At 67.9% G+C, this 21,475-nt stretch carries 26 protein-coding genes and 1 tRNA gene; 16 read left to right on the top strand and 11 right to left on the bottom strand.

Annotated features, from left to right (window positions below; translation table 11 throughout):
* Nucleotides 1–20 precede the first annotated feature (20 nt).
* The gene (locus ACSG06_RS02770) at nucleotides 21–1,001 is read right to left on the bottom strand and encodes a succinylglutamate desuccinylase/aspartoacylase family protein (protein ID WP_440988734.1); all 981 of its coding nucleotides are present in this window, start codon (nucleotides 999–1,001) and stop codon (nucleotides 21–23) included.
* Between the two features lie 147 nt (nucleotides 1,002–1,148).
* On the opposite strand from ACSG06_RS02770, the gene ACSG06_RS02765 reads away from it, so the two are divergent.
* The gene (locus ACSG06_RS02765) at nucleotides 1,149–1,688 is read left to right on the top strand and encodes a peptidylprolyl isomerase (protein ID WP_440988733.1); all 540 of its coding nucleotides are present in this window, start codon (nucleotides 1,149–1,151) and stop codon (nucleotides 1,686–1,688) included.
* Here ACSG06_RS02765 and ACSG06_RS02760 read toward each other — a convergent pair.
* Nucleotides 1,685–4,273 (bottom strand): PEP/pyruvate-binding domain-containing protein, encoded by a 2,589-nt coding sequence (locus ACSG06_RS02760; protein WP_440988732.1) that lies wholly within the window; start codon nucleotides 4,271–4,273, stop codon nucleotides 1,685–1,687. The genes ACSG06_RS02765 and ACSG06_RS02760 overlap by 4 nt on opposite strands.
* A 158-nt stretch (nucleotides 4,274–4,431) precedes the next feature.
* Here ACSG06_RS02760 and ACSG06_RS02755 point away from each other — a divergent pair, with 158 nt between their 5' ends.
* The 6 genes from ACSG06_RS02755 (at nucleotide 4,432) to ACSG06_RS02730 (ending at nucleotide 7,457) form a co-directional block, all read left to right on the top strand.
* The gene (locus ACSG06_RS02755; RefSeq protein WP_440988731.1) at nucleotides 4,432–4,944 is read left to right on the top strand and encodes a hypothetical protein; all 513 of its coding nucleotides are present in this window, start codon (nucleotides 4,432–4,434) and stop codon (nucleotides 4,942–4,944) included.
* Between the two features lie 48 nt (nucleotides 4,945–4,992).
* Nucleotides 4,993–5,334, top strand: a complete 342-nt coding sequence (locus ACSG06_RS02750) for a ferredoxin (RefSeq protein ID WP_440988730.1) — start codon at nucleotides 4,993–4,995, stop codon at nucleotides 5,332–5,334.
* Between the two features lie 40 nt (nucleotides 5,335–5,374).
* Nucleotides 5,375–5,457: transfer RNA gene (locus tag ACSG06_RS02745), tRNA-Leu, on the top strand.
* Between the two features lie 440 nt (nucleotides 5,458–5,897).
* Nucleotides 5,898–6,299 (top strand): DUF7522 family protein, encoded by a 402-nt coding sequence (locus tag ACSG06_RS02740; protein WP_440988729.1) that lies wholly within the window; start codon nucleotides 5,898–5,900, stop codon nucleotides 6,297–6,299.
* 56 nt (nucleotides 6,300–6,355) lie between these two features.
* Nucleotides 6,356–6,910, top strand: a complete 555-nt coding sequence (locus ACSG06_RS02735; RefSeq protein ID WP_440988728.1) for a DoxX family protein — start codon at nucleotides 6,356–6,358, stop codon at nucleotides 6,908–6,910.
* A gap of 58 nt (nucleotides 6,911–6,968) precedes the next feature.
* Nucleotides 6,969–7,457 carry a DUF5813 family protein gene (locus ACSG06_RS02730; RefSeq protein ID WP_440988727.1) on the top strand — a complete coding sequence of 163 codons (489 nt, stop codon included), beginning with the start codon at nucleotides 6,969–6,971 and terminating at the stop codon, nucleotides 7,455–7,457.
* 7 nt (nucleotides 7,458–7,464) lie between these two features.
* Here the strand turns inward: ACSG06_RS02730 and ACSG06_RS02725 are convergent, their stop codons facing one another.
* Both ACSG06_RS02725 and ACSG06_RS02720 read right to left on the bottom strand, forming a co-directional pair.
* Nucleotides 7,465–7,695 carry an Lrp/AsnC family transcriptional regulator gene (locus ACSG06_RS02725; RefSeq protein WP_440988726.1) on the bottom strand — a complete coding sequence of 77 codons (231 nt, stop codon included), beginning with the start codon at nucleotides 7,693–7,695 and terminating at the stop codon, nucleotides 7,465–7,467.
* Between the two features lie 2 nt (nucleotides 7,696–7,697).
* Nucleotides 7,698–8,384: a potassium channel family protein gene (locus ACSG06_RS02720; protein ID WP_440988725.1), complete on the bottom strand. Its 687-nt coding sequence runs from the start codon at nucleotides 8,382–8,384 to the stop codon at nucleotides 7,698–7,700.
* A gap of 98 nt (nucleotides 8,385–8,482) precedes the next feature.
* On the opposite strand from ACSG06_RS02720, the gene ACSG06_RS02715 reads away from it, so the two are divergent.
* A complete protein-coding gene (locus tag ACSG06_RS02715) occupies nucleotides 8,483–8,713 on the top strand; it encodes an Lrp/AsnC family transcriptional regulator (protein WP_440988724.1) in 231 nt (76 codons plus the stop codon).
* Between the two features lie 112 nt (nucleotides 8,714–8,825).
* On the opposite strand, the gene ACSG06_RS02710 is transcribed toward ACSG06_RS02715, so the two are convergent.
* Both ACSG06_RS02710 and pdhA read right to left on the bottom strand, forming a co-directional pair.
* Complete coding sequence (locus ACSG06_RS02710) at nucleotides 8,826–9,224, bottom strand: hypothetical protein (RefSeq protein ID WP_440988723.1); 399 nt, start codon at nucleotides 9,222–9,224, stop codon at nucleotides 8,826–8,828.
* A gap of 145 nt (nucleotides 9,225–9,369) precedes the next feature.
* Complete coding sequence (gene pdhA / locus ACSG06_RS02705; RefSeq protein WP_440988722.1) at nucleotides 9,370–10,416, bottom strand: pyruvate dehydrogenase (acetyl-transferring) E1 component subunit alpha; 1,047 nt, start codon at nucleotides 10,414–10,416, stop codon at nucleotides 9,370–9,372.
* 71 nt (nucleotides 10,417–10,487) lie between these two features.
* Here pdhA and ACSG06_RS02700 point away from each other — a divergent pair, with 71 nt between their 5' ends.
* On the top strand, nucleotides 10,488–10,811 hold the full coding sequence (locus ACSG06_RS02700) for a DUF7991 family protein (RefSeq protein ID WP_440988721.1): 324 nt from the start codon (nucleotides 10,488–10,490) through the stop codon (nucleotides 10,809–10,811).
* Here the strand turns inward: ACSG06_RS02700 and tmk are convergent, their stop codons facing one another.
* Nucleotides 10,812–11,399 carry a dTMP kinase gene (gene tmk, locus ACSG06_RS02695; RefSeq protein WP_440988720.1) on the bottom strand — a complete coding sequence of 196 codons (588 nt, stop codon included), beginning with the start codon at nucleotides 11,397–11,399 and terminating at the stop codon, nucleotides 10,812–10,814. It abuts the gene before it with no gap.
* Between the two features lie 60 nt (nucleotides 11,400–11,459).
* The gene (locus ACSG06_RS02690; protein ID WP_440988719.1) at nucleotides 11,460–11,690 is read right to left on the bottom strand and encodes a hypothetical protein; all 231 of its coding nucleotides are present in this window, start codon (nucleotides 11,688–11,690) and stop codon (nucleotides 11,460–11,462) included.
* 266 nt (nucleotides 11,691–11,956) lie between these two features.
* Here ACSG06_RS02690 and ACSG06_RS02685 point away from each other — a divergent pair, with 266 nt between their 5' ends.
* The 6 genes from ACSG06_RS02685 to ACSG06_RS02660 all read left to right on the top strand — a co-directional run bounded on the left by ACSG06_RS02685 (nucleotide 11,957) and on the right by ACSG06_RS02660 (nucleotide 17,690).
* Complete coding sequence (locus tag ACSG06_RS02685; RefSeq protein ID WP_440988718.1) at nucleotides 11,957–12,862, top strand: complex I NDUFA9 subunit family protein; 906 nt, start codon at nucleotides 11,957–11,959, stop codon at nucleotides 12,860–12,862.
* A 205-nt stretch (nucleotides 12,863–13,067) separates the two neighbouring features.
* Nucleotides 13,068–14,240 (top strand): tubulin/FtsZ family protein, encoded by a 1,173-nt coding sequence (locus ACSG06_RS02680; protein ID WP_440988717.1) that lies wholly within the window; start codon nucleotides 13,068–13,070, stop codon nucleotides 14,238–14,240.
* Complete coding sequence (locus tag ACSG06_RS02675) at nucleotides 14,218–15,033, top strand: hypothetical protein (RefSeq protein ID WP_440988716.1); 816 nt, start codon at nucleotides 14,218–14,220, stop codon at nucleotides 15,031–15,033. Before ACSG06_RS02680 ends, ACSG06_RS02675 begins: the two co-directional genes overlap by 23 nt.
* A 43-nt stretch (nucleotides 15,034–15,076) precedes the next feature.
* Nucleotides 15,077–15,694, top strand: a complete 618-nt coding sequence (gene cofC, locus ACSG06_RS02670) for a 2-phospho-L-lactate guanylyltransferase (RefSeq protein WP_440988715.1) — start codon at nucleotides 15,077–15,079, stop codon at nucleotides 15,692–15,694.
* Nucleotides 15,695–16,191: 497 nt separating this feature from the next.
* Nucleotides 16,192–17,337: a 7,8-didemethyl-8-hydroxy-5-deazariboflavin synthase subunit CofG gene (gene cofG / locus ACSG06_RS02665; RefSeq protein ID WP_440988714.1), complete on the top strand. Its 1,146-nt coding sequence runs from the start codon at nucleotides 16,192–16,194 to the stop codon at nucleotides 17,335–17,337.
* Between the two features lie 68 nt (nucleotides 17,338–17,405).
* Nucleotides 17,406–17,690, top strand: coding sequence for a winged helix DNA-binding protein (locus ACSG06_RS02660; RefSeq protein ID WP_440988713.1), 285 nt, complete (start codon nucleotides 17,406–17,408; stop codon nucleotides 17,688–17,690).
* Between the two features lie 15 nt (nucleotides 17,691–17,705).
* Here the strand turns inward: ACSG06_RS02660 and ACSG06_RS02655 are convergent, their stop codons facing one another.
* Together ACSG06_RS02655 and cofH are read right to left on the bottom strand one after the other, a co-directional pair.
* Complete coding sequence (locus ACSG06_RS02655) at nucleotides 17,706–17,987, bottom strand: hypothetical protein (protein WP_440988712.1); 282 nt, start codon at nucleotides 17,985–17,987, stop codon at nucleotides 17,706–17,708.
* Nucleotides 17,988–18,031: 44 nt separating this feature from the next.
* Nucleotides 18,032–19,438 carry a 7,8-didemethyl-8-hydroxy-5-deazariboflavin synthase subunit CofH gene (cofH, locus tag ACSG06_RS02650; protein ID WP_440988711.1) on the bottom strand — a complete coding sequence of 469 codons (1,407 nt, stop codon included), beginning with the start codon at nucleotides 19,436–19,438 and terminating at the stop codon, nucleotides 18,032–18,034.
* Nucleotides 19,439–19,896: 458 nt separating this feature from the next.
* Here cofH and ACSG06_RS02645 point away from each other — a divergent pair, with 458 nt between their 5' ends.
* Complete coding sequence (locus ACSG06_RS02645) at nucleotides 19,897–20,916, top strand: phosphoribosylaminoimidazolesuccinocarboxamide synthase (protein ID WP_440988710.1); 1,020 nt, start codon at nucleotides 19,897–19,899, stop codon at nucleotides 20,914–20,916.
* A 21-nt stretch (nucleotides 20,917–20,937) separates the two neighbouring features.
* Here the strand turns inward: ACSG06_RS02645 and ACSG06_RS02640 are convergent, their stop codons facing one another.
* Nucleotides 20,938–21,405, bottom strand: coding sequence for a GNAT family N-acetyltransferase (locus ACSG06_RS02640; RefSeq protein ID WP_440988709.1), 468 nt, complete (start codon nucleotides 21,403–21,405; stop codon nucleotides 20,938–20,940).
* Between the last annotated feature and the right edge of the window lie 70 nt (nucleotides 21,406–21,475).

Below are 21,475 nucleotides of genomic sequence, written 5' to 3'. Positions count from 1 at the left end.
GACCGGCTGGACGCCGACGACTACTCCTCCGCGACCGGAATCGCGACGCTGGCGAGCCGGTCGCCGCCCTTCACCGTCGCCTCCCGCGTGATGGCGTACAGGATGCCGTCGCGGGTGCTCTCGACGCGCTGGAGCACCTCGTACGTCGACGGGTGGTAGACGTGGCCGAGGTGGTCGCCGGTCTCGACGAGCTGTCCGAGCTCGAGCGACGGGTTCGGCCGGAACAGCCCGGACTCCTCGGCGTCGACGCGGCCGAGGTGGTTCCGGGCGACGCGTGGCGGCTCGCCCGCGATGACCTGCCCGTCGAGTACCTCCAGGTGACGGAGAACGTTCAGCACGCCACGAACGCCGGTCGAGACCGCGTCCTCGACGATCTGCTTGTTGTGTGCGAGCTCTGGCGTGATGGCGGGGATGCCCTCCGCGCTGGCGGCGACGCGGAGCTTGCCGTCGAAGCCCCGGCGGTGCCAGGTCTCAGGAGCGTCCTCGCCCGACGGTTCGGCGAGCAACAGGTCCGTGCCGAACGCCTCCGCCAGCTCGCGCGAGCGGTCGTCGCCCTGCGTGAACACGGTGTGGGTGAGCATCGACGGGCTCCCCGTGTGGAGGTCGACGATGACGTCGGCGTCGCCGGCGTACTCCCAGAGCGCCGCTGCCATCCGCTCGTGGAGGCTGCCCTCGGCCTCGCCGGGCCAGACGCGGTTCATGTTCGGGTTGACCGAGTCGAGCACCTCTGGCGTGGTGTAGGAGACGCGGTCGAAGGTCAGGGGGTTCGCGACCGGGACCGCGACCAGCCTCCCGGCGAGGTCGGTCGTCGGCAGCTCGTCGTGCAGTCGGCGGAGGACCTCGGTGCCGTTTATCTCGCGGCCGTGCTGGGCCGCCTGCACGTACACCGTCGGTCCGTCCTCCGGGCCCTCGTAGCTGTGGACGGTCGTCGTGATCTCGACGCCTGACGGTAGTCTGGCGAGTGTCACGCGTTCGCGTCGGTGACGCGCCGAGCGGGTCATTCGTTCGAAGATTTCGACGCCCTCGCTATTGAATCCATTGGGGTGACGAGTCACCGACACGACCGCGACGGCTCGCCGTCTGACCGGCCCCGACGGGCCGCTCCGTGTATCCACAAGGTTTTCCCGAGCCGGCTCCTGGGTGGAGGTATGAGCACGCAAGCGACCATCCGCACGAACCACGGCGACATCGAGATCGAGCTGTACGACGAGCGCGTCCCGACGACCGTCGAGAACTTCGTCAACCTCGCCGAGCACGACCCCGCCGCGAACGACGACCCATCCCCGAGCACGACGACGTGGGAGGACCCCGAGACGGGCGAGACACGCGGCGACTCGCTGTACGCCGGCGTCCCGTTCCACCGCGTCATCGCCGACTTCATGATCCAGGGCGGCGACCCGACCGGTACCGGCCGCGGCGGCCCCGGCTACCAGTTCGACGACGAGTTCGACGACGAGCTCTCCCACGACGGCCCGGGCGTGCTCTCGATGGCGAACTCCGGCCCGAACACGAACGGCAGCCAGTTCTTCATCACGCTCGCCGCACAGCCCCACCTCGACGGCAAGCACGCCGTCTTCGGCAAGGTCACCGACGGCATGGACGTCGTCGAGACCATCGGCTCGCTCTCGACCGGCCCCCGCGACCAGCCCCAGGAGGAGGCCGTCATCGAGGGCGTCGACGTCAACTAGTCGAGCCGTTCGACCACACCGCGGGTCCCGTCGACGCGGACCCGTTCGCCGGTTCTCAGCCGCGTCGTCGCGTCCTCGACCGCGACGACCGCGGGAATCCCGTACTCGCGAGCCACCAGCGAGCCGTGCGTGAGTCGCCCGCCGACCGCCGTGACGACCGCCGCGGCGTTCAGAAAGAGCGGCGTCCAGCCGGGGTCGGTGTAGGGGGCGACGAGCACCTCGCCCTGCCGGAGCCGCTGGCTCCCGGGGTCGGTCACCACGCGGACCACGCCCTCGACGACGCCCGGCGCAGCCGGCGTGCCCGTCAGCGTCCCCTCCGTCGGGCGGTCGGTGGGGCGGGCCCGCGGGACGTAGCCGTCGCTGGTGACGATACGGGGTGCGGCGGTCCGGCGGTGGTGTGCGACGCTGCGGCGGCGCTCTTCGAGGTCGATGTCCGAGAGTGCTGCCGGGTCGTCCAGCGCGGCGAGCAGCTCGTCGAGGCGGAGCAGCCACACGTCGTCGACCTCGGCGAGGTGGCCCGACGCGACGAGGGTCTCGCCCGCCGCGAGCACCTCCCGGCGGAGCTCGTCGAGCAGCCGCGAGAGCGCCCACTTCGGGTACTCTCGCAGGCCGAGGTAGCCGCGGTACACCCGGACGAGCCGGCGAACGAGCGGGCGGACCAGGGGGTTCGCGCCGTCGACGAGCGACCGGGCGGCGCTGTCGGCGAGGTGACCGTGGCGCGCCGGTCGGTCCGCCCGCCGCTCGTCGACGTCGATGCGGCTGGCGAGCGTGTTCACCAGCAGCGACGGATCCTCGTGGTAGCGCGGTCGGCTGAAGTCTATCTCGGCGGCGGCGCGGAAGCCGAACTCGTCGAGGAACGCGTCGAACGCATCGCGGAACTCGGTGCCGCCGTCGACGGCCGCGAGCTCGTCGAGCGAGGCACCGTCCCGGAGCGCCGTCGCGACCGCGGGCTCCGCCCGTGCCAGGTCGGCGAGCGCGTCGAGTTCGAGCCCCATCCGACGCACCGGGTCGTCCTCGACGCCGGTGGCGAGCCGCGCTATCGTCTCCTCCTGTCCGGGACAGAGCCGGCGGAGCGCCGCACCCGCGACCATCGACGAGAGGAACGGGTAGAAGCCGTCGAGCAGCCAGGAGATCGAGTGCTCGATCTCGCCGACGGTGGCGCGGAGCCTGTCGGCGCGGCCGTCGGCCCCGCGGATTCGAACGGTCGCGGCGTGGAGCTGCGCCTCGTACACCGCCCGGGCACGAGCCGGCGCAGCGTCGGGCTCCCGGGTGACGAACGCGGACGCCATCCGCCCGAGGATGTGGCCGACAGCGGGGAGGACGTCGGAGAGCACGCCGAGCCCCCGGCGGACCGCCGACGGCGACCAGCCGGACTCGGGGAGGTCGTCGGCGCGTTCGGCGAACAGCACCGAGAGCGCCCCCGCGGCGGGCTCGTCGATGGCGTGCAGGTTCGACATGAGCCGGCGGCGGAGCCACGGACGCCCCAGGTACGCCGTGAGGTCGATGTAGAGCCGACCGCCGGCGGTCGCCGCGAGCCGGCTCCGGAGCCCGTACTGCTGCCCGGCGCGGTCCGAGAGCCGCCGCCAGACGTCGAGGACGAGCGGCGGCATCGCCTCGGGCATCCCCTGCCGGTAGCCGAAGCTGTAGTAGACGTGGAGCCGGTCGTCGGTGGGCCGGGGCTCCGGAATCGGGGGGAGGGCGGTGACGGGGCGGGCCTGCAGGAGCACGAGTTCGCCCGGCTCGGCGTCGCCGCCGACGATGGCCCACTCGATGTCCTGCGGGCCGTCGAGGGTGGCCGCGACGCGCTCCCCGAGGTCGACCAGCGCCGTGACGGCATCGTCGTCGAGCACGCGTTCGTCCCGGCCGGGGGCGACCCGGTAGTCGAGCACCTCGCCGGTCTCGGTGTCGACGCGGACCGAGTCCGCCGTCTCCACGCCAGAGACCAGCGTGTCGCCGCGGCCGGGGCCGGCGTCGACGACGGAGACCGTCCGGTCGCCGGTGACCGGGTCGGCGGTGAACAGGATGCCCGAGGCGCGTGGCTCGACGAACCGCTGGACGACGACGGCCATCGCGGCGTCGGCGGTCGGCACGTCGTTGCGCGCCCGGTAGGCGACCGCCCGGTCGGTGAACAGGCTGGCCAGGCAGGTCCGGACCGCCGCGACCACCTCGTCGGTGCCCGACACGTCGAGGACCGTCTCGTACTGACCGGCGAAGGAGGTCTCCGGGAGGTCCTCGGCGGTCCCCGAGGAGCGGACGGCGTAGGGTGCGTCGTCGAGCTGGGCCTCGATGGCCGCGACGACCCCGGCCGGGAGCGAACGCGATTCGATCGTCTCGCGAACCTCGGCGGCGGCCCGGTCCCGGCGCTCGTCGTCGCCCGCGGCGACCGCCGCGTCGAGCCCCTCGATGGCCTCCTGCACCGCCTCGTCGTCGGCGATCTCCCGATACGTCTCTGTCGTGACGACGAAGCCGGCGGGCACCGGCAGGTCGGCACGTCGCAGTCGGGCGAGCGTCGCCGCCTTCGAGCCGCTCGTCGCCGGGTCGGTCGCCCGGTCGTCGTCGAGCGGGAGGACCGTAGGCGACGTCACGCGGTTCCCCGGACTGGATACCTGCCCATGTGCCGGGTCCGTGCAGGGCTGGCAATAGTATGCGTCAGCTAGGCCGGGTAACCGGAGCGAACCGCCCGGCAGACGAGACGTGTTCCGGGAGGGTCACGTTCTTTGTCCGACCGTGCGTCGGTGTAGCCATGCTCCGACGACTCCGGGAGACAGGCCCCGGACTGCTGGTCCCGCTCGCGTGGACGTTCGCCGCCGCCGCCCACGTCGAACTCGCGGGGCTCGAGGCCGTCAGGATCGGCATGGTCGTGATGGACATCCTGCTCGTCGCGTTCACCGTCCTCTCGTGGCGCGACATGCAGGAGGGCGTGCTGCTCGCCTGGAAGGTCGTGCTGCTCGTCGGCATCGTGTTGAACGCCGTCGGCACGGTCGCCGTCTTCGCCGACCCGGTGAACGTCACGCTCGCGAGGGTCGCGGTCGCGGGCTGGATGCTCGTGCCCGCCGCCGCGTACGTCTACACCGGCGAGATGGTCGACCGCGCACCCAGGGTCTACCAGATCGGTGCCGCCCTGAGCGCGGTCGGGGCCGGCGCGTACCTGCTCTCGCCGGTGCTCTCGACCACCTGGCCCGTCGCACTGCTTGGGTTCGCGCTCGTGGGCATCGGCCAGACCGCCGGCATCCTCGCCGCCGTGTGGTCGTACTGAGTCGCCCGAACCGACACACGAAAGTCGGCCCGCCCCCGAGGACGAACCATGAGCGACGCCGAGGACGCCCACACGCCAAGCGAGATCGGCGAGTCGGACGCCCCACCGGTCGAGGAGAAGCCGTACAAGATCATCTTCGAGGCGAACAAGTGCTTCGGCGCCGGGAAGTGCGCCGAGGTGTCCTCGAACTGGGACCTCGACATCGATACCGGGCTGGCCCGCCCGAAGACCTACTTCTTCGACGAGGACGAGCTCGAGCACAACGTCCGCGCCGCCGAGGTCTGTCCCGCGAAGAAGGACCGGGGCATCATCCACGTGGTCGACCGCCGCACCGACGAGGAGATCGCGCCCGACCCGAACGGCGACGGCACCCTCAGCGTGGACTGGTAAGCGAAATCGTCTTGAAGCCGCCGGGTGAATCCCCGACCGCGCGAGGGTGGCTGAGCGGCCAAAAGCGGCGGACTTAAGATCCGCTCCCGTAGGGGTTCGCGGGTTCGAATCCTGCCCCTCGCACTACTTCTCGAACGAACGTGAGAGACGTGTCTGCGAGCATAGGATTCGAACGCACGAGCGGAGCGAGTGAAGTTCGAATCCTGCCCCTCGCACTACTTCTCGAACGAACGTGAGAGACGTGTCTGCGGAGGCGCTCGCGAAGAGACTGCGTCGAGGAGCAAGGGGCCGTCGAGCCACGCCAGCCGCTGGCCGCTGTACCGGGCTCGCAGAAGGCGGCTACCGGGCATGGCGAAGGTAGCCACCGCGACCAACGCGACCTGTGGTCATGACAGATGTCTCGTCAGTCGGGCCCCCGAATGCTCAGGAACCACGTACGCATACAGTGGTATCACACGTAAATATACCGGTCGGTGACAGGTCACAGAACCATACTATCGGTGGTTCGGGCGGCGACCTGTGCACAACGGCGGTCTTATGACCATGGATGGACGACAACGACCATGACAAGCCTGGTGACCGAACGGCAGGCGGACCGCATCGTGTCTGCGTGCAGGACGACGATCGGTGACAGTCTGCGGTCGGTGACGTACTTCACCCGCGACGACTTCGAGCAGCTGTACCTCCGGAGCGACCTGGAGCGGGACGCGGACCTGACGACGTTCGTGGGCCACGAGTGGCGCGGCTTCAAGACGACGCAGGCGGCGTACCAGCAGTCCGAGCTGGGGGAGTACGAGTACACCATCCGCGTGTTCGAGAACGGCTTCCTGGTGCGGGTGACGACGGAGACGGAGGGCGTGTTCGTCACGACAGACGGGCTGACCCTGTCGAACTTCGACGAGGTCGAGATGGCGGTCCGGGGCGTGCTGAACGCCGACGAGGACGCGGAGGATTCGCCGACGTAACCGAGGCTATCAGCGCACACTTTTAATAGCAACCTGGTGGTACGTCTCCCCGTACCATGGCAACCCAAGAGATTCGGCTCCAGAGTACGCTCGGTGGATACACGGCGACCGGCAAACTGCACTCGTTGAGTGTCTGGTTCATCCTGGCACTCAGACTGATGATGGGCATCGCGTTCTTCCAGAGCGGTGTCGACAAGGTGCTATCCGGGAGCTTCAACGCCGCCGGCTACCTGCAGAACGCGCCGACAGCGAACGGCAGCCCGGTCGCGGACCTGTTCGTCACGATGGGCGAGACAGCGTGGTTCGTCGACTTCGTGAACATCGCCGTTCCGTGGGGCGAGGTGCTCATCGGGCTCGGGCTCATCGTCGGCTTCATGACGCGGCTGGCCGCGTTCTGGGGCGCGTTCCTGATGCTCCTGTTCTACCTCGGGAACTGGGACATCGCCCACGGCTACATCAACGGTGACTTCGCGTACATGCTCGTGTTCCTCTCCGTGGCCGCCTTCGGCGCGGGGCGCATCCTCGGGCTGGACGCCCGGGTCGAACAGTACGAGGTCGACGGCCAGCCGCTGGTCGAGCGCTATCCGTGGACGCGCTACCTGCTCGGCTGAACGCGCCGTACCGGTACAGAACGCAACTTCCATCCTTTCCGACGGCCTAGCGGCGGTCATGACACCCGACTCGGCCGAGCGCGCCTTCGAGCGCCACGACGCGTTCGTCCAGGAGGACGACGGCTACGACCTGACGACCACCCCGTTCGACGTGCGAGCGACCGCGACGAGCACCGAGGAGGACAGGCCTGCCTTCGAGGTGACGGTGCGGCTGCCGACGCTCGACGCCGTCGTCGCCGGCGAGACGGTCCCGCCCGTCGTCGAGGATGGCTGGTACGACACCCTGGCGCTCCGCCTGGAGGACTCGTTCGACCCGACGAAGACCGTCGACCACGAGGAGCCGACGGTGGCGCGCCACGGCCAGACGGCCGTCGTGACGTTCAGCTATCGCTCCGGACGGGCGAAGACCGGCGTCGAGGACGCGAAGGTGCTCGCCGAGTTCGTGGAAGGGACGTACGTACAGGGGTTGATTCCGGGATACGACTACGAAGAACCGGCCGCCAGTCTGCTCACGACCGCGACGAACGGTGGGGGCGGTGGCTGGTGACCACCGCTCAGTCCATCGCGATGTAGGTCTGTGTGTCCTCGACGCCGCGGATACCCTGGATCTTCGACGCCGCGATGTCCTTGACGGCACCCGGCGAGTCGACGGTCACCTTCGCGATGATGTCGACGTCGCCGGCGACTATGTACGCGTGGTCGACGCCCTCGCTGGCCTCGATGCTCTCCTTCAGCCTGTCCGCCTCGCCCGTGTTCGCCTTGATCATGATGTACGCTGTGACCACGGTCAGACACCTCCTGCGGCTGCGGCCCGGCTGGCGTCACCGACGATGAGCTGACGCACGTCCGCGAGCACGTCGAAGTCGGCGAGGACGACCACGCGGTCACCCAGTTCGAGCGACTCGTCGGGGTCCGGAATCATGAGCGAACCCTCCGCCTTCCCGAACGCGATGATGGTCGCGTCGGCCGGGAGCTCGACCTCCGAGAGCGAGTAGCCACGCATCGGCGACTCCTCCGTCGCGGTGAGCTCGACCAGCTGGAGGTTCTGGGCGATGTCGGCGATGGCGTGGATGTCGCCACCGAGGAGCGCGTTCTTCGCGCCGATGGCCCCCAGCCGCTCGGGGTAGACGATCTCGTCGACCGCGTCGGCGTACTTCCGGTAGATGTCCTCGCGGTAGTCCTCGTCGATGCGCATGACGGTGCGGGCACCGTTGTGGTCGGCGATCATACACGCCGCGAAGTTCGTGTTCAGGTCACCGGTCAGTGCGCCGACGGCGTCGGCCTCGGCGATCCCCGCCTCCTCCAGCTTGTCCTCCCGGGAGCCATCGCCCTCGACGACTGTGAAGTCCTGTTCGCGTGCACGCTTGATCTTCCGTTCGTCGCGCTCGACGAGCGTCACGTCGTGTCCCTCGTCTCTGAGCACGCGCGCCGTGCGCAGTCCAACTCGACCAGCGCCTATGATAACGAACCGCATATCACAGCATACGCTCACCCACCTTGAATAACTTACCCTGGCGACGGTCCCGGTGCCGGGGGAAGGTTTTTGCCATGAGACATAGTACCACAGCACGAATGGTTCACGCGTTCATCATGGTGAAGACCGCAGCCGGAAAGTCTGAGGAACTCCTCGATTCGATCCGCGGCCTCGACGCGGTGACGGAGGCGCACATCGTCGCCGGCAACTACGACATCATCACGGAGGTCGACGCCGGCGAGGTGTACGACGTGTTGCACACGGTGACGGGTGAGATGCAGAAGCTCGGTGGCGTCGCCGACACGAAGACCTACATCTCGCTGCAGTAACACCGCCCCACGTGATTATCGGTGAGATATGACGGGGGCATGAGCGACCCGAGAGATGCTGAAGCGGTGGGTCTCCACCGTCAGACCAATCACGAAGTGTCGCATTCGAGAATCATCCACCGGTCGTCGGTGTCAGTTGGAGTTTGAGTATCTCGTCCCCGAATCGGACGTACACTGTTATCACCGAGCCGTTGATGGTTCTCAGCTCGTGTGTCTGATGAGGCTCATCGTGGAACAGCTGTCTGAGCGAGTCGTACGTGCTCTCGGATACGAAGCTCGCATTCGTTCCGAGCTCGAGCGCGGAAGCGACAGCATCCTGCAGGGTCTCGTTGTCTGACAGCGCTGATTCATTCCACGAGAGTACGGTGGCGTTGGATGGGACCGAAACATCGGTGACTACCCCCAGTTGATAGTGGGTCGGCTCCTCTGTACCGGCGTTGCTCGGCGTGAAGCATCCTGCAGTAATGCAGAAGAACACGAGCAGTATCACCGGTAGCGGGGACTGTTCCATATCCGATGGGAATAGCCATCGAGTGAAAACTGTTGCCCAGGGGCTCCTGCCACCCGGTCCTGGGGCGTCGAAGCCGGTTCGAAGTGCCTGACCGACAGCAACCTCGTCCAGTAACGGCGTCTGGGGGGCAGGAGCAGCGAGTCGGTCAGTGCTCCAGTTCCTGCACGTCGTGCTCCTCGGCGAACGAGAGCGCCTCCTCGCGCTGCTTCCGGAGCCGCGGCGGTAGCTCGGCGTAGACGGAGTCGAAAACCTCCTCGGGCTCGGCCGGCTCCTTCGCCTCGGCGCGGTCGACGGCGTCGGCCAGCTCCTCGTCGGCCTCCTCGTGGATGGTCTCGACGTACTCGTCGTTGATGAGTCCCTGGTCGCGGAGGTACTCCTCGTAGCGCTCCATCGGGTCGCGGGTCCGCCACTCCGGTAGCTCGGACTCCTCGTCGCGGTAGCGCGACGGGTCGTCGCTGGTGGTGTGTGCGCCCTGTCGGTAGGTCATGCTCTCGACGAGCACGGGCTCGCCGTCGCGGGCGGACTCCAGCGCGCTGCCGACGAACTCCAGCACGGCGAGCGGGTCGTTCCCGTCGACCTGGCCGCCGGAGAAGCCGTAGGCCTCCGCGCGGTCGGCGATTGATGCTGCGGCGGTCTGGCGGTCGCGGGGGAGCGAGATGGCCCAGTTGTTGTTCTCGCAGAAGAACACGGTCGGCGTCTCGAACACGCCGGCGAAGTTCAGGCCCTCGTGGAAGTCACCCTCGCTCGTCGCACCGTCGCCGAAGTAGCAGACGACAGCGCCGTCGTCGTCGCGGTAGTTCATCGCCATCCCCGCGCCGGTCGCGTGGGGGATCTGCGTCGCGATGGGGACCGCCTGGGGGAACACCGGGAGCGTGTGGCCCGAGTCGTACTCCGCGCGGCCACGTCGGAACAGCAGCAGGTCGCTCATCGGGACCCCGCGGGCGATCTGCATCGCGTTCGAGCGATACGTCGGGAACAGCCAGTCCGACTCCGCCATGGCGTGTGCGGCGCCGACCTGCGACGCCTCCTGACCCTTGAACGGCGGGTAGCCGCTCATCCAGCCGCGGCGCTGGAGCGCCAGCGCACGCTCGTCGAACCGGCGTGCCCGGACCATGTCTCGGTAGAGCGTCCGGGCCTGTTCGGGCGAGAACGGTGTCTCCTCGACGTCCCGTTCTCCGATGACTCGATGCATGATGGTTGCAAACTCAGCGCGGTTGAAAGCCGTTCCGATACGTCAAAGGTCCTGCCGTCCCTAGGGTGGATATGGTCTCACTGGTCGGCGTCATCGGCCTGCTGGTCCTCGTCACGGTCAACACCGCCATCGCAGCCGTCTCCACCCGGTTCTTCCGCCAGCGACTGGACACCGACTGGGGGTCGGTCATCTACGTCGTGCTGCTCACGCCCGTCGCGCTGCTCGCGATGACGCTCGTCATCTCCGGAGTGCTGGGTCTCGGCACGAATCTGGGGTCCCAGAGCCTCGCGCTGCTGGTGTCCATCGCGCTCCCGCTCGTCCTCGGCGTCAGCGTCGACTTCTTCTGGATGCCGGCGCCGGACGAGATCGAGTTGCCGGACACGATGCGGGAGTAGTCACTCCGCTTCGAGAACCCGTTCCAGCACGCCCTCCACGTCGTCGAGCACGCCCTCCGGCGACTGGGTGGCGTCGATACGGACGAACCGCTCGGGCTGCCACTCCATCAGCTGCTCGTAGTTCTGGCGCACCTGGGTGAGGTACTTCGACTGCTCGAACTTGTTCGTCGCGCCCGAGCGCTGCATGGCAGTTCTGGGGTCGACATCGAGATAGATGGTGACGTCCGGCGGCTGTGTGAACGGCTGGTGGACGCCGCGGATGTACTCCATCGGACGCTTGATCTCGCCCTCCAGCGTCGCGCCCTGGTAGGCGTAGCGCGAGTCGGAGTACCGGTCGGAGATGACGAGGTCGCCGTCGGCCAGTGCGGGCCGGACGACCCGCGAGAGGTGGTCGGCGTGGTCGGCGATGAAGAGGAACAGTTCGGCCAGCGGGTCGGCGTCGTCGTCGGCGATGGCACGGTCGACGGCCTCGCCGTACCAGGACTCGGTCGGCTCGCGGGTGAACGTCGCGTCGGGGTAGGTGTCGTGCAGCGCCTCCCACACCGTCGTCTTCCCGCTGCCGTCGAGTCCCTCCAGCGTGACGAGCATGCCCGGTGCTTCTTCGGGGTGCCGTATCTGTCTGTCGGAGTGGCTCGTGTGGGACAGCCCCTACGGCATGCTGGTCGAGACGGTGATCTCGTCTTCCCCGACGGTGAACTCGATGGTCGCGTCGTCCACGGGAGTAATCTCGATCTCCCGTTCGAGTTCTCCCGTGGTGACCCGGACCGTGTAGTCGTCCGACAGGTCGAGGTCGTACCGTTGTTGCTCTCCTGGACCGAGCGTGACGCGCTCGTCAACGATTGATTCTCCGCCCTCGACCCGGTCGATATCGACGCTCACCGTTCGCTGGCAGTCGCACTCGTTTATGACGACTATCGCGTGTTTGCCGTCGCCGGAGTTGCCCAGGCCGAGGCAACCCGGGAGAAACGAGAGGGACCCGAACAGCGTCGCGGCGACCGTCCGTCTGCGGACCATGTATTCAACAATTTGTAATACCAGATAATGTAATATTACTGGTCGTCCTCGGAAGATTCCGGTGGCGAAATAGACGGTTAACGTGACTCCGAAGCGAGCCTTTATCCTGATTCCTGACCAATATTAGAGCTATGAAGGTAATCGTCGCGGGCGGGACCGGCTTCATCGGGCGCCGACTGTGCACAGAGCTCGCCGACCGGGGCCACGAGGTGACCGCCCTCGCGCGAGATCCCGACGACGCGGACCTCCCGAACACCGTCGAGACGGCGATGGGTGACGTGAGCGCATACGAGTCCATCGAGCCCCACTTCGAGGGGCAGGACGTGGCGGTCAACCTCGTCGCGCTGTCGCCGCTGTTCAAGCCGAAGGGGAACCTGAGCCACGAGACTGTCCACCTGCAGGGCACCGAGAACGTCGTCCGCGCCTGCGAGGAGCACGGCGTCGGCAAGCTCGTCCAGATGTCCGCGCTGGGCGCGGACCCGAACGGCTCGACTGCGTACCTCCGGACGAAGGGGCAGGCCGAGGACGTCGTCCGGTCCTCAGACCTCGACTGGGTCATCTTCCGGCCGTCGGTCGTGTTCGGGGATGGCGGCGAGTTCGTCTCCTTCACGAAGAAGCTGACGACGCCGTACGTCACGGGCTTCCCCGGCGGCGGGAAGACGCCGTTCCAGCCCATCTGGATCGAGGAGTTCGTGCCGATGATGGCCGACGCGGTCGAGGACGACGAGCACGACGGCCACGCGTACGAGATCGGCGGCCCGGAGGTGCTCACGCTCGCCGACGTGGCCAGGCTGGCCTACGCCGCCGAGGGCAAGTCCCTCACCATCGTCCCCATCCCCCTGTCGCTGGCGAAGGTCGGCGCGACCGTCGCCGGGGCGGCCCCGTTCTTCCCGTTCGGCCCCGACCAGATCCGCTCGCTGAAGGAGGACAACAGGGTCGCCGAGAACGACGTCACAGCCTTCGGCGTCGAACCCGACGAGCTGACGACGCTCGCGACGTACCTGGGCGTCGAGAACCCGGCGGAGGGTACCGCCTGACCGGGAAATCGATAGTTCGGGGCGTGTTTAAATAGACGGGGGTAATGTCACGGAATAATTGAGAATTACCGAACGGCTAATTCGGACGATAGCAGGCCCATCGGACGGTTATTTTTGCGAACATGACACACGGCGGAGACTGGGACCATCCAAAGGCTTATATCCTTCATCCCTCTCTTGACAAACCAACGGAGCCCCCTTTCAAATGAAACTGGCGATGATTGGATTCGGTCAGGCCGGCGGGAAGATCGTCGACCGATTCGTCGACTACGACGAACGGACACGGAGCGGTATCGTCCGTGCGGCGATCGCCGTCAACACGGCCAAGGCCGACCTGATGGGTCTGGAGAACATTCCGAACGAGAACCGCGTCCTCATCGGACAGTCCCGCGTCAAGGGGCACGGTGTGGGCGCCGACAACGAGCTCGGCGCGGAGATCGCCGAGGAGGACATCGACGAGGTCCAGGGTGCCATCGACTCGATACCGACACACGAGATCGACGCGTTCCTCGTCGTCGCCGGGATGGGTGGCGGCACGGGGAGCGGTGGCGCACCCGTCCTCGCCAAGCACCTCAAGCGGATCTATACGATTCCGGTGTACGGGCTGGGCGTCCTGCCGGGGTCCGACGAGGGTGGCATCTACACGCTGAACGCCGCGCGGTCGTTCCAGACGTTCGTCCGCGAGGTAGACAACCTGCTCGTCTTCGACAACGACTCCTGGCGACAGGCCGGCGAGTCCGTCGAGGGCGGCTACGAGGAGATCAACGAGGAGATCGTCCGCCGCTTCGGTGTCCTGTTCGGGGCCGGCGAGGTCGGCCAGGGCGACGAGGTCGGTGAGTCGGTCGTCGACTCCTCCGAGATCATCAACACGCTCGCCGGCGGCGGCATCTCGACGGTCGGCTACGCGACCGAAGGGGTCGAGCTGTCCGACGACGGCGGCCTCCTCTCACGGTTCACCGGCGGCGACGACGAACAGGTCGACACCGCACACACGACCAACCGCATCACGTCGCTCGTCCGCAAGGCCGCACTCGGACGGCTCACCCTGCCGTGTGAGATCGAGGGCGCGGAGCGTGCCCTGCTCGTCATGGCAGGTCCCACGGAGCACCTCAACCGGAAAGGGATAGAGCGCGGGCGGAAGTGGCTCGAGGAGCAGACCGGCTCCATGGAGGTCCGTGGCGGCGACTACCCGCTGCGCGAGCCCCAGGTCGCGTCCTGCATCCTCCTGTCGGGCGTGAACAACGTCCCGCGCATCAAGGAGCTCCAGCAGGTCGCCATCGAGGCGCAGGACAACATCGAGGCCATCCGAGAGGAAAGCGAAGATAACTTACAGAACCTGGTTGAAGATGACGAGGATGAGCTCGAGCCGCTATTCTAGGTGGGCGATCCTCGCAGCGGTGGCCATGCTGGCGTTCGCGGCGGTCGGCACAGCCGTGGCCGTGCAGGTTACCGAGGAGGACGTCCCGGACGAAGGACAGGTCGGCGAAGACTACAGCGCGACGGTCACGCTCGGGGAGCTCTACCAGAACCCCGACTACACGTCGTGGACGCTGCGCGGTGAGACCGAACTGGAGGACGTGACGTGGACGGTGACGACCACCGACACGGACACCGGGAACCAGATCGACAGCCAGTCCTTCGACGGGCAGTCGTTCAACTACACGAACATCGACGCCGAGGCGAACGACGCCAACCAGGTCACCGTCGAGGTGACCGGCACGGTGCCCAGCGTCGGGAACTTCACCTACGCCGACGAGGAGATGTTCACCGTGGCGTCGCTGACGCAGGTCCGCGAGGGCGGCACCTCGAACGAGATCGCGACGACGCAGGCCCACCACTTCACCTCGGAGAGCCAGGCCGCACGGGATGCCATCGGCGAGGCGGAGGACGCCATCGCGTCGGCGGAGGAGGCCGGCGGCGACACCTCGACCGCCGAGGACACGCTCGAGTCGGCCATCTCGGCCTACGAGGGCGAGAACTTCGGCAACGCACAGGACCTCGCCAGCCGCGCACAGGAGGAGGCCAGCACGGCCAAGAACAACGCCGAGTCGACCGAGCAGCGCAACCAGCTGCTCCTCTACGCCGGTGTCGGCGTGGTCGTCATCGCTCTCATCGGCGGTGGCGTCTACTGGTACCGCCAGCAGCAGGACGACTACAGCCGCCTCGGCTGAGCGGTTCGGAACGTTCTTTGCGATTCACCGGCGACGCCCAGCCATGCGTGTCGTCGTCCCGTTCGCGGCCGAGAACCCGAAGACCCGTCTCGCCGGCGTCCTCGACGCCGACGAGCGTGCCGCATTCGCGCGGGCGATGCTCGCGGACGTGCTCGACGCCGTCCGCGGCGCGGGCGGGACACCGACGGTCCTCGCGACCGCACCCGTCGACGTCGACGCCAGCGTCCGCGTCGACGACCGGTCGCTGACGACCGCCGTGAACGCCGTCCTCGAGGAGGGTGACGGGCCCGTCGCCGTCGTGATGGCGGACCTCCCGCTCGTGACACCGGCCGTGCTCGACCGGCTGTTCGGGGCCACCGGCGACGTCGTCATCGCCCCGGGCCGTGGCGCAGGGACCAACGCGCTCGTCGTCCGTGACGACGGGTTCCGAACCGACTTCCACGGCGCGTCCTACCTCGACCACCGCGAGGCCGCGAGTACGGTCGGGGCCGAGGTGACGGTGGTCGACTCCCATCGCCTCGCCACCGACGTCGACGAGCGCGCCGACCTCGTCGAGGTGCTCGTCCACGGCGACGGCCGAGCCGCGACCTGGCTCGCGGACCACGGGGTTCGAATCGAGCGCGGAAACGGCCGCGTGAACGCCGTGCGAGTCGACGACTGAGCCCGTACGTGGCACTATATGGGGACGGCTCGTCCGTGAGAGTGCGCGAGGCCTCTGCGCGCGAATCCACCACCACCACCTCCCTTTTGGCTTTCTCCGAATACGAGTAGCGAGTGTTGTAGACGGCCGATAGATTCGCGCGTCAGAGTCACGAGACACTGCAAACAGCCAGAAAGCCCCTGCTCGCTCGACTCCCGCGACTCGTTGCGGTCCTCGTTCCTGCGGTCCTCACGTCGTCGGGGTTCGTCGACCGAGCAGCCCCTTTCAGTCCCACCCACCGCGACCGCACCGCACCTCATACCTCCCCAGCCGATTGCGCTCCTCAGTCGCTAGCGCTCCCTCCGGTGCTCATCCCTCGCGCGGATGGCTCGCGACCTCGCTACGCTCGGCACGCTCGCCAGCCGCGCGCCCCATTGGCTGTCACGAACCCATCGCGTCACCGGACAGTACTGCCCGATGAAGACACCCTTTTGCCCGTCCGTCACGCATCCCCGAGCATGATTCCGGGGGCCGAGGAGTACGGTATCTCGCTGTCGTTCGACGAGCGCGAGGTCGAAGCCGCGCTCTCGGTCACCCCCGACGACGTGGAGCCGGCGGACGAGTTGACGTTCGCCCGGAACGTCTTCCTGCCGCTGACGACCGCCTGCCGGTACACCTGCACCTACTGCACGTTCTTCGACCCGCCTGGCGAGGCGACCCTGATGGACGATGGCGACGTGAACGAGACGCTCGACATGGGCATCGACGCGGGCTGTACGGAGGCGCTCTTCACGTTCGGGGACGACCCCGACGACCGCTACGACGAGATCCACGCCCAGCTCGACCGCTGGGGGTACGACGACATCCACGACTACCTCCGGGCGGTCTGTGCGCACACGCTGGACCGGGGCATCCTCCCGCACTCCAACCCGGGCGACCAGACCCGAGAGCAGATGGCGATGGTCGCGCCGTACAACGCCAGCATGGGCGTGATGCTGGAGACGACCGCCGACGTGGACGCCCACGCGGGCCGGCGCGTCAAGTCGCCGGGGCAGCGCCTCAACACCATCCGGAACGCCGGCGAGCTGAAAGTGCCGTTCACGACGGGCATCCTCGTCGGCATCGGCGAGGACTGGCGCGACCGCGCGGAGAGCCTGCTCGCCATCCGGGAGCTGCACGAGCGCTACGGCCACGTCCAGGAGGTCATCGTCCAGAACGTCGTCCCGAACGAGCGCTCGCGGTTCGAGCGCCCGAGCGTCGAGACGATGCGCCGCGTCGTCGCCATGGCGCGCTGGGTGCTCCCCGATGCGGTCTCGGTGCAGGTGCCGCCGAACCTCTCGCCCACCCGGGAGCTGCTGGACTGCGGCGTCGACGACCTCGGCGGCGTCTCGCCGGTGACTGACGACTACATCAACCCCGACTACGAGTGGCCCGCCCTCCGCGAGCTGCGGGACATCGCCGACGAGGCGGGCGTGCCCCTCCGCGAGCGCCTGCCGGTGTACGAGCGCTACCTCCCCGAAGACCTGCGCTCCGAGGAGTTCGACGGCGAGCCAGCGCCGGGCGACGGCTGGCTCGACGACCCCATCCGCGACGCGCTCACCGGCCACACCCCGGCGGGCCGACGCTACCGGCGCGTCCTCGACGGTGCGACGGTCGAGCTATAGACGGCTCGTGAGCGCTCGATACGCCTCCTAGTGAGCTTCTTGCCGAATCCGCCCGTGGTCGGAACTGGATGGACGAGACCCACGCACCCGACCACCCGGTAGCCGCTGGAACCACGACGACCGACAGCCCGCCCGACCTCGCGATCCTCCACGCGCTCGACGCCGGCCCCGCCATGCCCATCGCCGAACTCACGAACGCGGTCGACGCCGACCCGACGACGGTCGACCACCTCTGCCATCGCCTCCAGTGTGCGGGCTACGTGCGGGCCCGAACCGACGGCTCGTACAGCATCACCGCTCGTGGCGAACAGTACCTCCGGACGCTGCTGCGGAACCGGCGCGTGCGGCCCTGAAAGCGGCTCACGAACTCACTCCGCCGCCCTGACGACCCAGTGGCCCTCCCCCTGACGCTCGATGACCGACGATTCGCGCATCCGCACGACGTAGCCCGTCGGGTTCGACTGCACCTCGTGGGCGGCCCGCACGCTCCCCAGCTCGCCGAGCAGCTGCGCCGTGGGCGGTTTCTGTGCCGCGCCGCAGTCGTAGACCGTGAGGAGCCCGCGGCCGCCCTCGCGCTCGTAGACGACGATGTGGGCGTGCTGCGGGAGCCGGTAGCGGTCATCGCCGTCGGCCGGCGCGAGCGTGTTCATGCGTGGCGATAGAACGAGCGGGGTGAAACAGTATGCGGTCCGGCTCAGTCGTCGGCCGCGATGCCGTCGTCGCCGGCTCTCGCACCCTCGTCCTCGCGGAGCAGCGGCGTCCCGTCGGCCCGCGGGCCGAGTTCGGGACCGAACGGCGCGTCGCCGTCGACGACCCGGCGCTGCTCGTAGTCCGTCGAGCGCTCGACCGGCGTGCGGCCGATGGCCTCGATCATCTCGACGTACTGGTCGAACGAACGGAACTCGCCGTACTCGCCGCCAGCGCGCTTGGTGATCTCCTCGGAGAGGATGGTGCCCATGAAGTCGTCGGCGCCGCAGTTGAGCATCTTCAGTCCCTGCTCGTCGCCGTACTTCACCCACGAGGACTGCAGGTGGTCGACGTTGTCGAGGTAGAGCCGCGAGACGGCGATCATCAGCTCGTCCTCGTCGGTGCTCGCGCCGCCGTCGACGACGCCGTGCTCGTACAGCGGCGTGGACTGATGGACGAAGGAGAGCGGGACGAACTCGGTGATGGCGCCGTCGACGCGCTCCTGCAGCTTCCGGACCCTGTCGAGGTGCATGACCCGGTGGGCCTCGTTCTCGACGTGGCCGTACATGATGGTCGCCGTGAGCCCCAGCCCGACGTTCGCGGCGGCCTCCATCGCATCCAGCCAGTCGTCGGTCCGGATCTTCCCGGGACAGATGACGTCCCGCACCTCGTCGACCAGAATCTCGGCGGCGGTTCCCGGCACCGAATCGAGGCCCGCCTCCTTCAGTTCCCCGTAGATCTCCTCGTAGCTCCAGTCGGTCCCCCGGCGGGCGTGGTACGCCTCCTCCGGCGTCATCGAGTGCAGGTGGACGTCGCCGACCGACATGGCCTCCATCTGCTCGACGTAGGTTCCGGGGTCGGTGCTGTACCGCTCGGGCGGCTTGTAGTTCGTCTCCTTCCAGTCCGAGTCGCGGAGCATCTCGTGGTGCTCCTCGTTCAGCGCGAACGCCGGATGCAGACCGGAGACGGAGGTGACCTCGTAGATGCCACGGTCGAGCATCGACGCGACGACCTCGCGGGACTCATCGGGTGTCTTCGTGAAGCCCGCGTGCTCGACGTCGCTGTCGGCCTCGAACGCGTGCGCGGTGTCCTTGAAGTTGCAGAACAGACAGCCCGTGTTGCACGCCGTCGTGACGTTGTTGTTCAGGTTCGCGACGAACGTCACCTCGTCGCCGACGACCTCGGCGCGACGACGGTCGGCGGCTTCGAGCACCAGCTCCTTGCGGGACTGGTCGACGCCGTCGACGTCGGTGCCGGTCGTGATGAGCTCGATGCCGTCCGCGACCGTGAGTCGCTCCCCGCTCCGTGCCTTCGCGAGTGCGTTCTCGAACGACTGGTCGGTGTCGGGAACGTGCTCGTAGTCGAAGCCGTCCGTGGGCAAATCCGCCGCAGCGTGCTCGGACGAGTCGGCCATTGTGTTGGAGTCGAGTTTGACTCCCAAAAGGGTAGTGGAACCGGCCGTTAATCGTGTTTGGATTAGGATACTTCGTGGGTTCCGAAAGAACTCCGACCATCTCGAAAGCCCCGAGCCGCTGGAGTCGGAGGACTCGCTGCGCTCCTCGTGCCTGCGGTGCTTGCGTCGTCCGCCTTCCTCCAGTGGCTCGCCCCTTTCAGTCCCACCCCGCACACCACCGCAACCGCCCTCGAACCTCCCCAGCCTCCTGCGGTGCTCGCTGGCGCTGCGCTCCTCGTCCCTCGCACGAGTGAGTGCTGCGCGTCTCGCAGGCTCGACACGCAGCACGACCGCGCGCCACTCGGTTGGTTCGGGAACATCGTCGCTCCCGTCCGGTGACCCTCGGCACGTAGTGAAACCTTCTTTAGTGACGGCTTCGCCCGTTCGAGTATGAGTACTCGCCTGCGGGGGGAGCGTCCGTGACGAGCGTCAAGGAGTTCCGCATCGAGGAGCCGGCGACCGCCGACGAGCTGGGCCGTGGCGCGTTCGTCTTCACCGACGACTACTCCGTCTTCGACTGGGGGAAGATGCCCGACACCATCGCGAACAAGGGCGCGTCGCTCTGCTCGATGGGTGCGTTCAACTTCGAGCTGCTGGAAGAGCAGGGCATCCCGACGCACTACCGGGGCGTCGTCCGCAACGGCGACACGGTCGCACTGCGGGAGGCCGACCAGCCGCCCTGGGAGATGGCCATCGACCTCACCCAGGTGCCGGACCTGCCCCACGAGGGGCGGGACTACGACTACGAGTCGTTCCACGCCGAGGCCGGCTCGAACTACCTCGTCCCCCTGGAGATCGTCTTCCGGAACCGCGTGCCGGTCGGCTCCAGCCTGCGCAGCCGGACCGACCCCGCGGACCACGGCCTCGACCACGAGGAGTGGCCCGAGGGGGTCGTCGACCTCGACGAGCCCATCGTCGAGTTCTCCACGAAGTTCGAGGAGTCCGACCGCTACCTCTCGCGCTCCGAGGCCGACGACATCGCCGGCCGTGCCGACATCGACGCGCTCGAACGGACCGCCCGCGAGGTCAACCGCGTGATCACCGAACAGGCCAAAACGGGCGGCCTGACCCACGAGGACGGGAAGATCGAGTGCCTCTACTTCGACGGCGAGATCCGCGTCGCGGACGTGGTCGGGACGTTCGACGAGAACCGCTTCAGCTACGAGGGTACCCAGATCTCCAAGGAGGTCATCCGGCAGTACCACAAGCGCACCCAGCCCGACTGGGTCGCCGCGGTCACCGAGGCCAAGGAGCGCGCGAAGGCCGAGAACGTCGCCGACTGGAGGTCGCTCTGCGAGGTCCAGCCCGAACCGCTGGACGACGACGTGCTCGCCGTCGCCAGCGAGCTCTACACCGCCGGCGCGAACGCCTACACCGGCCTCGAACTGTTCGACGCCCCGCCGCTGGACTCGGCCATCGGCGCCGTCAGTCGGCTCTGAGTCGGCTCGCTGTTCTGCACACTACTCCAGCGGCTGCGCGAAGTCGACCTGCTTCTCCCGGAACCCCGTGTCGCGGTAGAAGCGTCGCGCACCCTCGTTCTCCCACTCGCAGGAGACCTTGAGGTGGTCACAGCCCAGGTCGCGAGCCAGCTCCCGCACGCGGTCGACGACGGCCGCGCCGTGGCCCCGGTTCCGGTGGCCCTCGTCGATGGCGAGGTTCACGATGCGGCAGTACTGCGAGTACTCCCGTGACGGATGCTGGCCCACGCGGAGCGTGACGAAGCCGACGGTCTCGCCCTCGTGGACGACGAGGTAGTCGGTGATATCCTCGTCCTCGAGGTGGGCCCGGAACCCATCCTCCGGCACCTCCTCGACGTCCGCGTAGACGAGTTCGTTCAGTTCGTCGTGGGGCTCCATCGCCTCAGCCAGGGCGTACCAGCGGGCCACGAGCGCGTCGAGGTCGTCGGCGGTGGCTTCGACGAGTTCCATACGACGACTCTCCCGCCATCGACCCTAAACTCCTGGGTGGCGCGTCACTCCGTGACAGGCCCGGTCCAGC

The sequence above is a fragment of the Haloarchaeobius baliensis genome (assembly GCF_052060055.1).
Classification (GTDB): domain Archaea; phylum Halobacteriota; class Halobacteria; order Halobacteriales; family Natrialbaceae; genus Haloarchaeobius; species Haloarchaeobius baliensis.
This window is presented reverse-complemented; position numbering and strand designations above follow the sequence as displayed.

What these genes read in the sequence shown, in the direction of transcription:
- ACSG06_RS02770 (WP_440988734.1), bottom strand. Translation starts at nt 1,001, where the DNA reads ATGACCCGCTCGGCGCGTCACCGACGCGAACGCGTGACACTCGCCAGA.
- ACSG06_RS02765 (WP_440988733.1), top strand. Translation starts at nt 1,149, where the DNA reads ATGAGCACGCAAGCGACCATCCGCACGAACCACGGCGACATCGAGATC.
- ACSG06_RS02755 (WP_440988731.1), top strand. Translation starts at nt 4,432, where the DNA reads ATGCTCCGACGACTCCGGGAGACAGGCCCCGGACTGCTGGTCCCGCTC.
- ACSG06_RS02750 (WP_440988730.1), top strand. Translation starts at nt 4,993, where the DNA reads ATGAGCGACGCCGAGGACGCCCACACGCCAAGCGAGATCGGCGAGTCG.
- ACSG06_RS02740 (WP_440988729.1), top strand. Translation starts at nt 5,898, where the DNA reads ATGACAAGCCTGGTGACCGAACGGCAGGCGGACCGCATCGTGTCTGCG.
- ACSG06_RS02735 (WP_440988728.1), top strand. Translation starts at nt 6,356, where the DNA reads ATGGCAACCCAAGAGATTCGGCTCCAGAGTACGCTCGGTGGATACACG.
- ACSG06_RS02730 (WP_440988727.1), top strand. Translation starts at nt 6,969, where the DNA reads ATGACACCCGACTCGGCCGAGCGCGCCTTCGAGCGCCACGACGCGTTC.
- ACSG06_RS02720 (WP_440988725.1), bottom strand. Translation starts at nt 8,384, where the DNA reads ATGCGGTTCGTTATCATAGGCGCTGGTCGAGTTGGACTGCGCACGGCG.
- ACSG06_RS02715 (WP_440988724.1), top strand. Translation starts at nt 8,483, where the DNA reads ATGGTTCACGCGTTCATCATGGTGAAGACCGCAGCCGGAAAGTCTGAG.
- ACSG06_RS02710 (WP_440988723.1), bottom strand. Translation starts at nt 9,224, where the DNA reads ATGGAACAGTCCCCGCTACCGGTGATACTGCTCGTGTTCTTCTGCATT.
- pdhA (WP_440988722.1), bottom strand. Translation starts at nt 10,416, where the DNA reads ATGCATCGAGTCATCGGAGAACGGGACGTCGAGGAGACACCGTTCTCG.
- ACSG06_RS02700 (WP_440988721.1), top strand. Translation starts at nt 10,488, where the DNA reads ATGGTCTCACTGGTCGGCGTCATCGGCCTGCTGGTCCTCGTCACGGTC.
- tmk (WP_440988720.1), bottom strand. Translation starts at nt 11,399, where the DNA reads ATGCTCGTCACGCTGGAGGGACTCGACGGCAGCGGGAAGACGACGGTG.
- ACSG06_RS02685 (WP_440988718.1), top strand. Translation starts at nt 11,957, where the DNA reads ATGAAGGTAATCGTCGCGGGCGGGACCGGCTTCATCGGGCGCCGACTG.
- ACSG06_RS02680 (WP_440988717.1), top strand. Translation starts at nt 13,068, where the DNA reads ATGAAACTGGCGATGATTGGATTCGGTCAGGCCGGCGGGAAGATCGTC.
- ACSG06_RS02675 (WP_440988716.1), top strand. Translation starts at nt 14,218, where the DNA reads ATGAGCTCGAGCCGCTATTCTAGGTGGGCGATCCTCGCAGCGGTGGCC.
- cofC (WP_440988715.1), top strand. Translation starts at nt 15,077, where the DNA reads ATGCGTGTCGTCGTCCCGTTCGCGGCCGAGAACCCGAAGACCCGTCTC.
- cofG (WP_440988714.1), top strand. Translation starts at nt 16,192, where the DNA reads ATGATTCCGGGGGCCGAGGAGTACGGTATCTCGCTGTCGTTCGACGAG.
- ACSG06_RS02660 (WP_440988713.1), top strand. Translation starts at nt 17,406, where the DNA reads ATGGACGAGACCCACGCACCCGACCACCCGGTAGCCGCTGGAACCACG.
- ACSG06_RS02655 (WP_440988712.1), bottom strand. Translation starts at nt 17,987, where the DNA reads ATGAACACGCTCGCGCCGGCCGACGGCGATGACCGCTACCGGCTCCCG.
- cofH (WP_440988711.1), bottom strand. Translation starts at nt 19,438, where the DNA reads ATGGCCGACTCGTCCGAGCACGCTGCGGCGGATTTGCCCACGGACGGC.
- ACSG06_RS02640 (WP_440988709.1), bottom strand. Translation starts at nt 21,405, where the DNA reads ATGGAACTCGTCGAAGCCACCGCCGACGACCTCGACGCGCTCGTGGCC.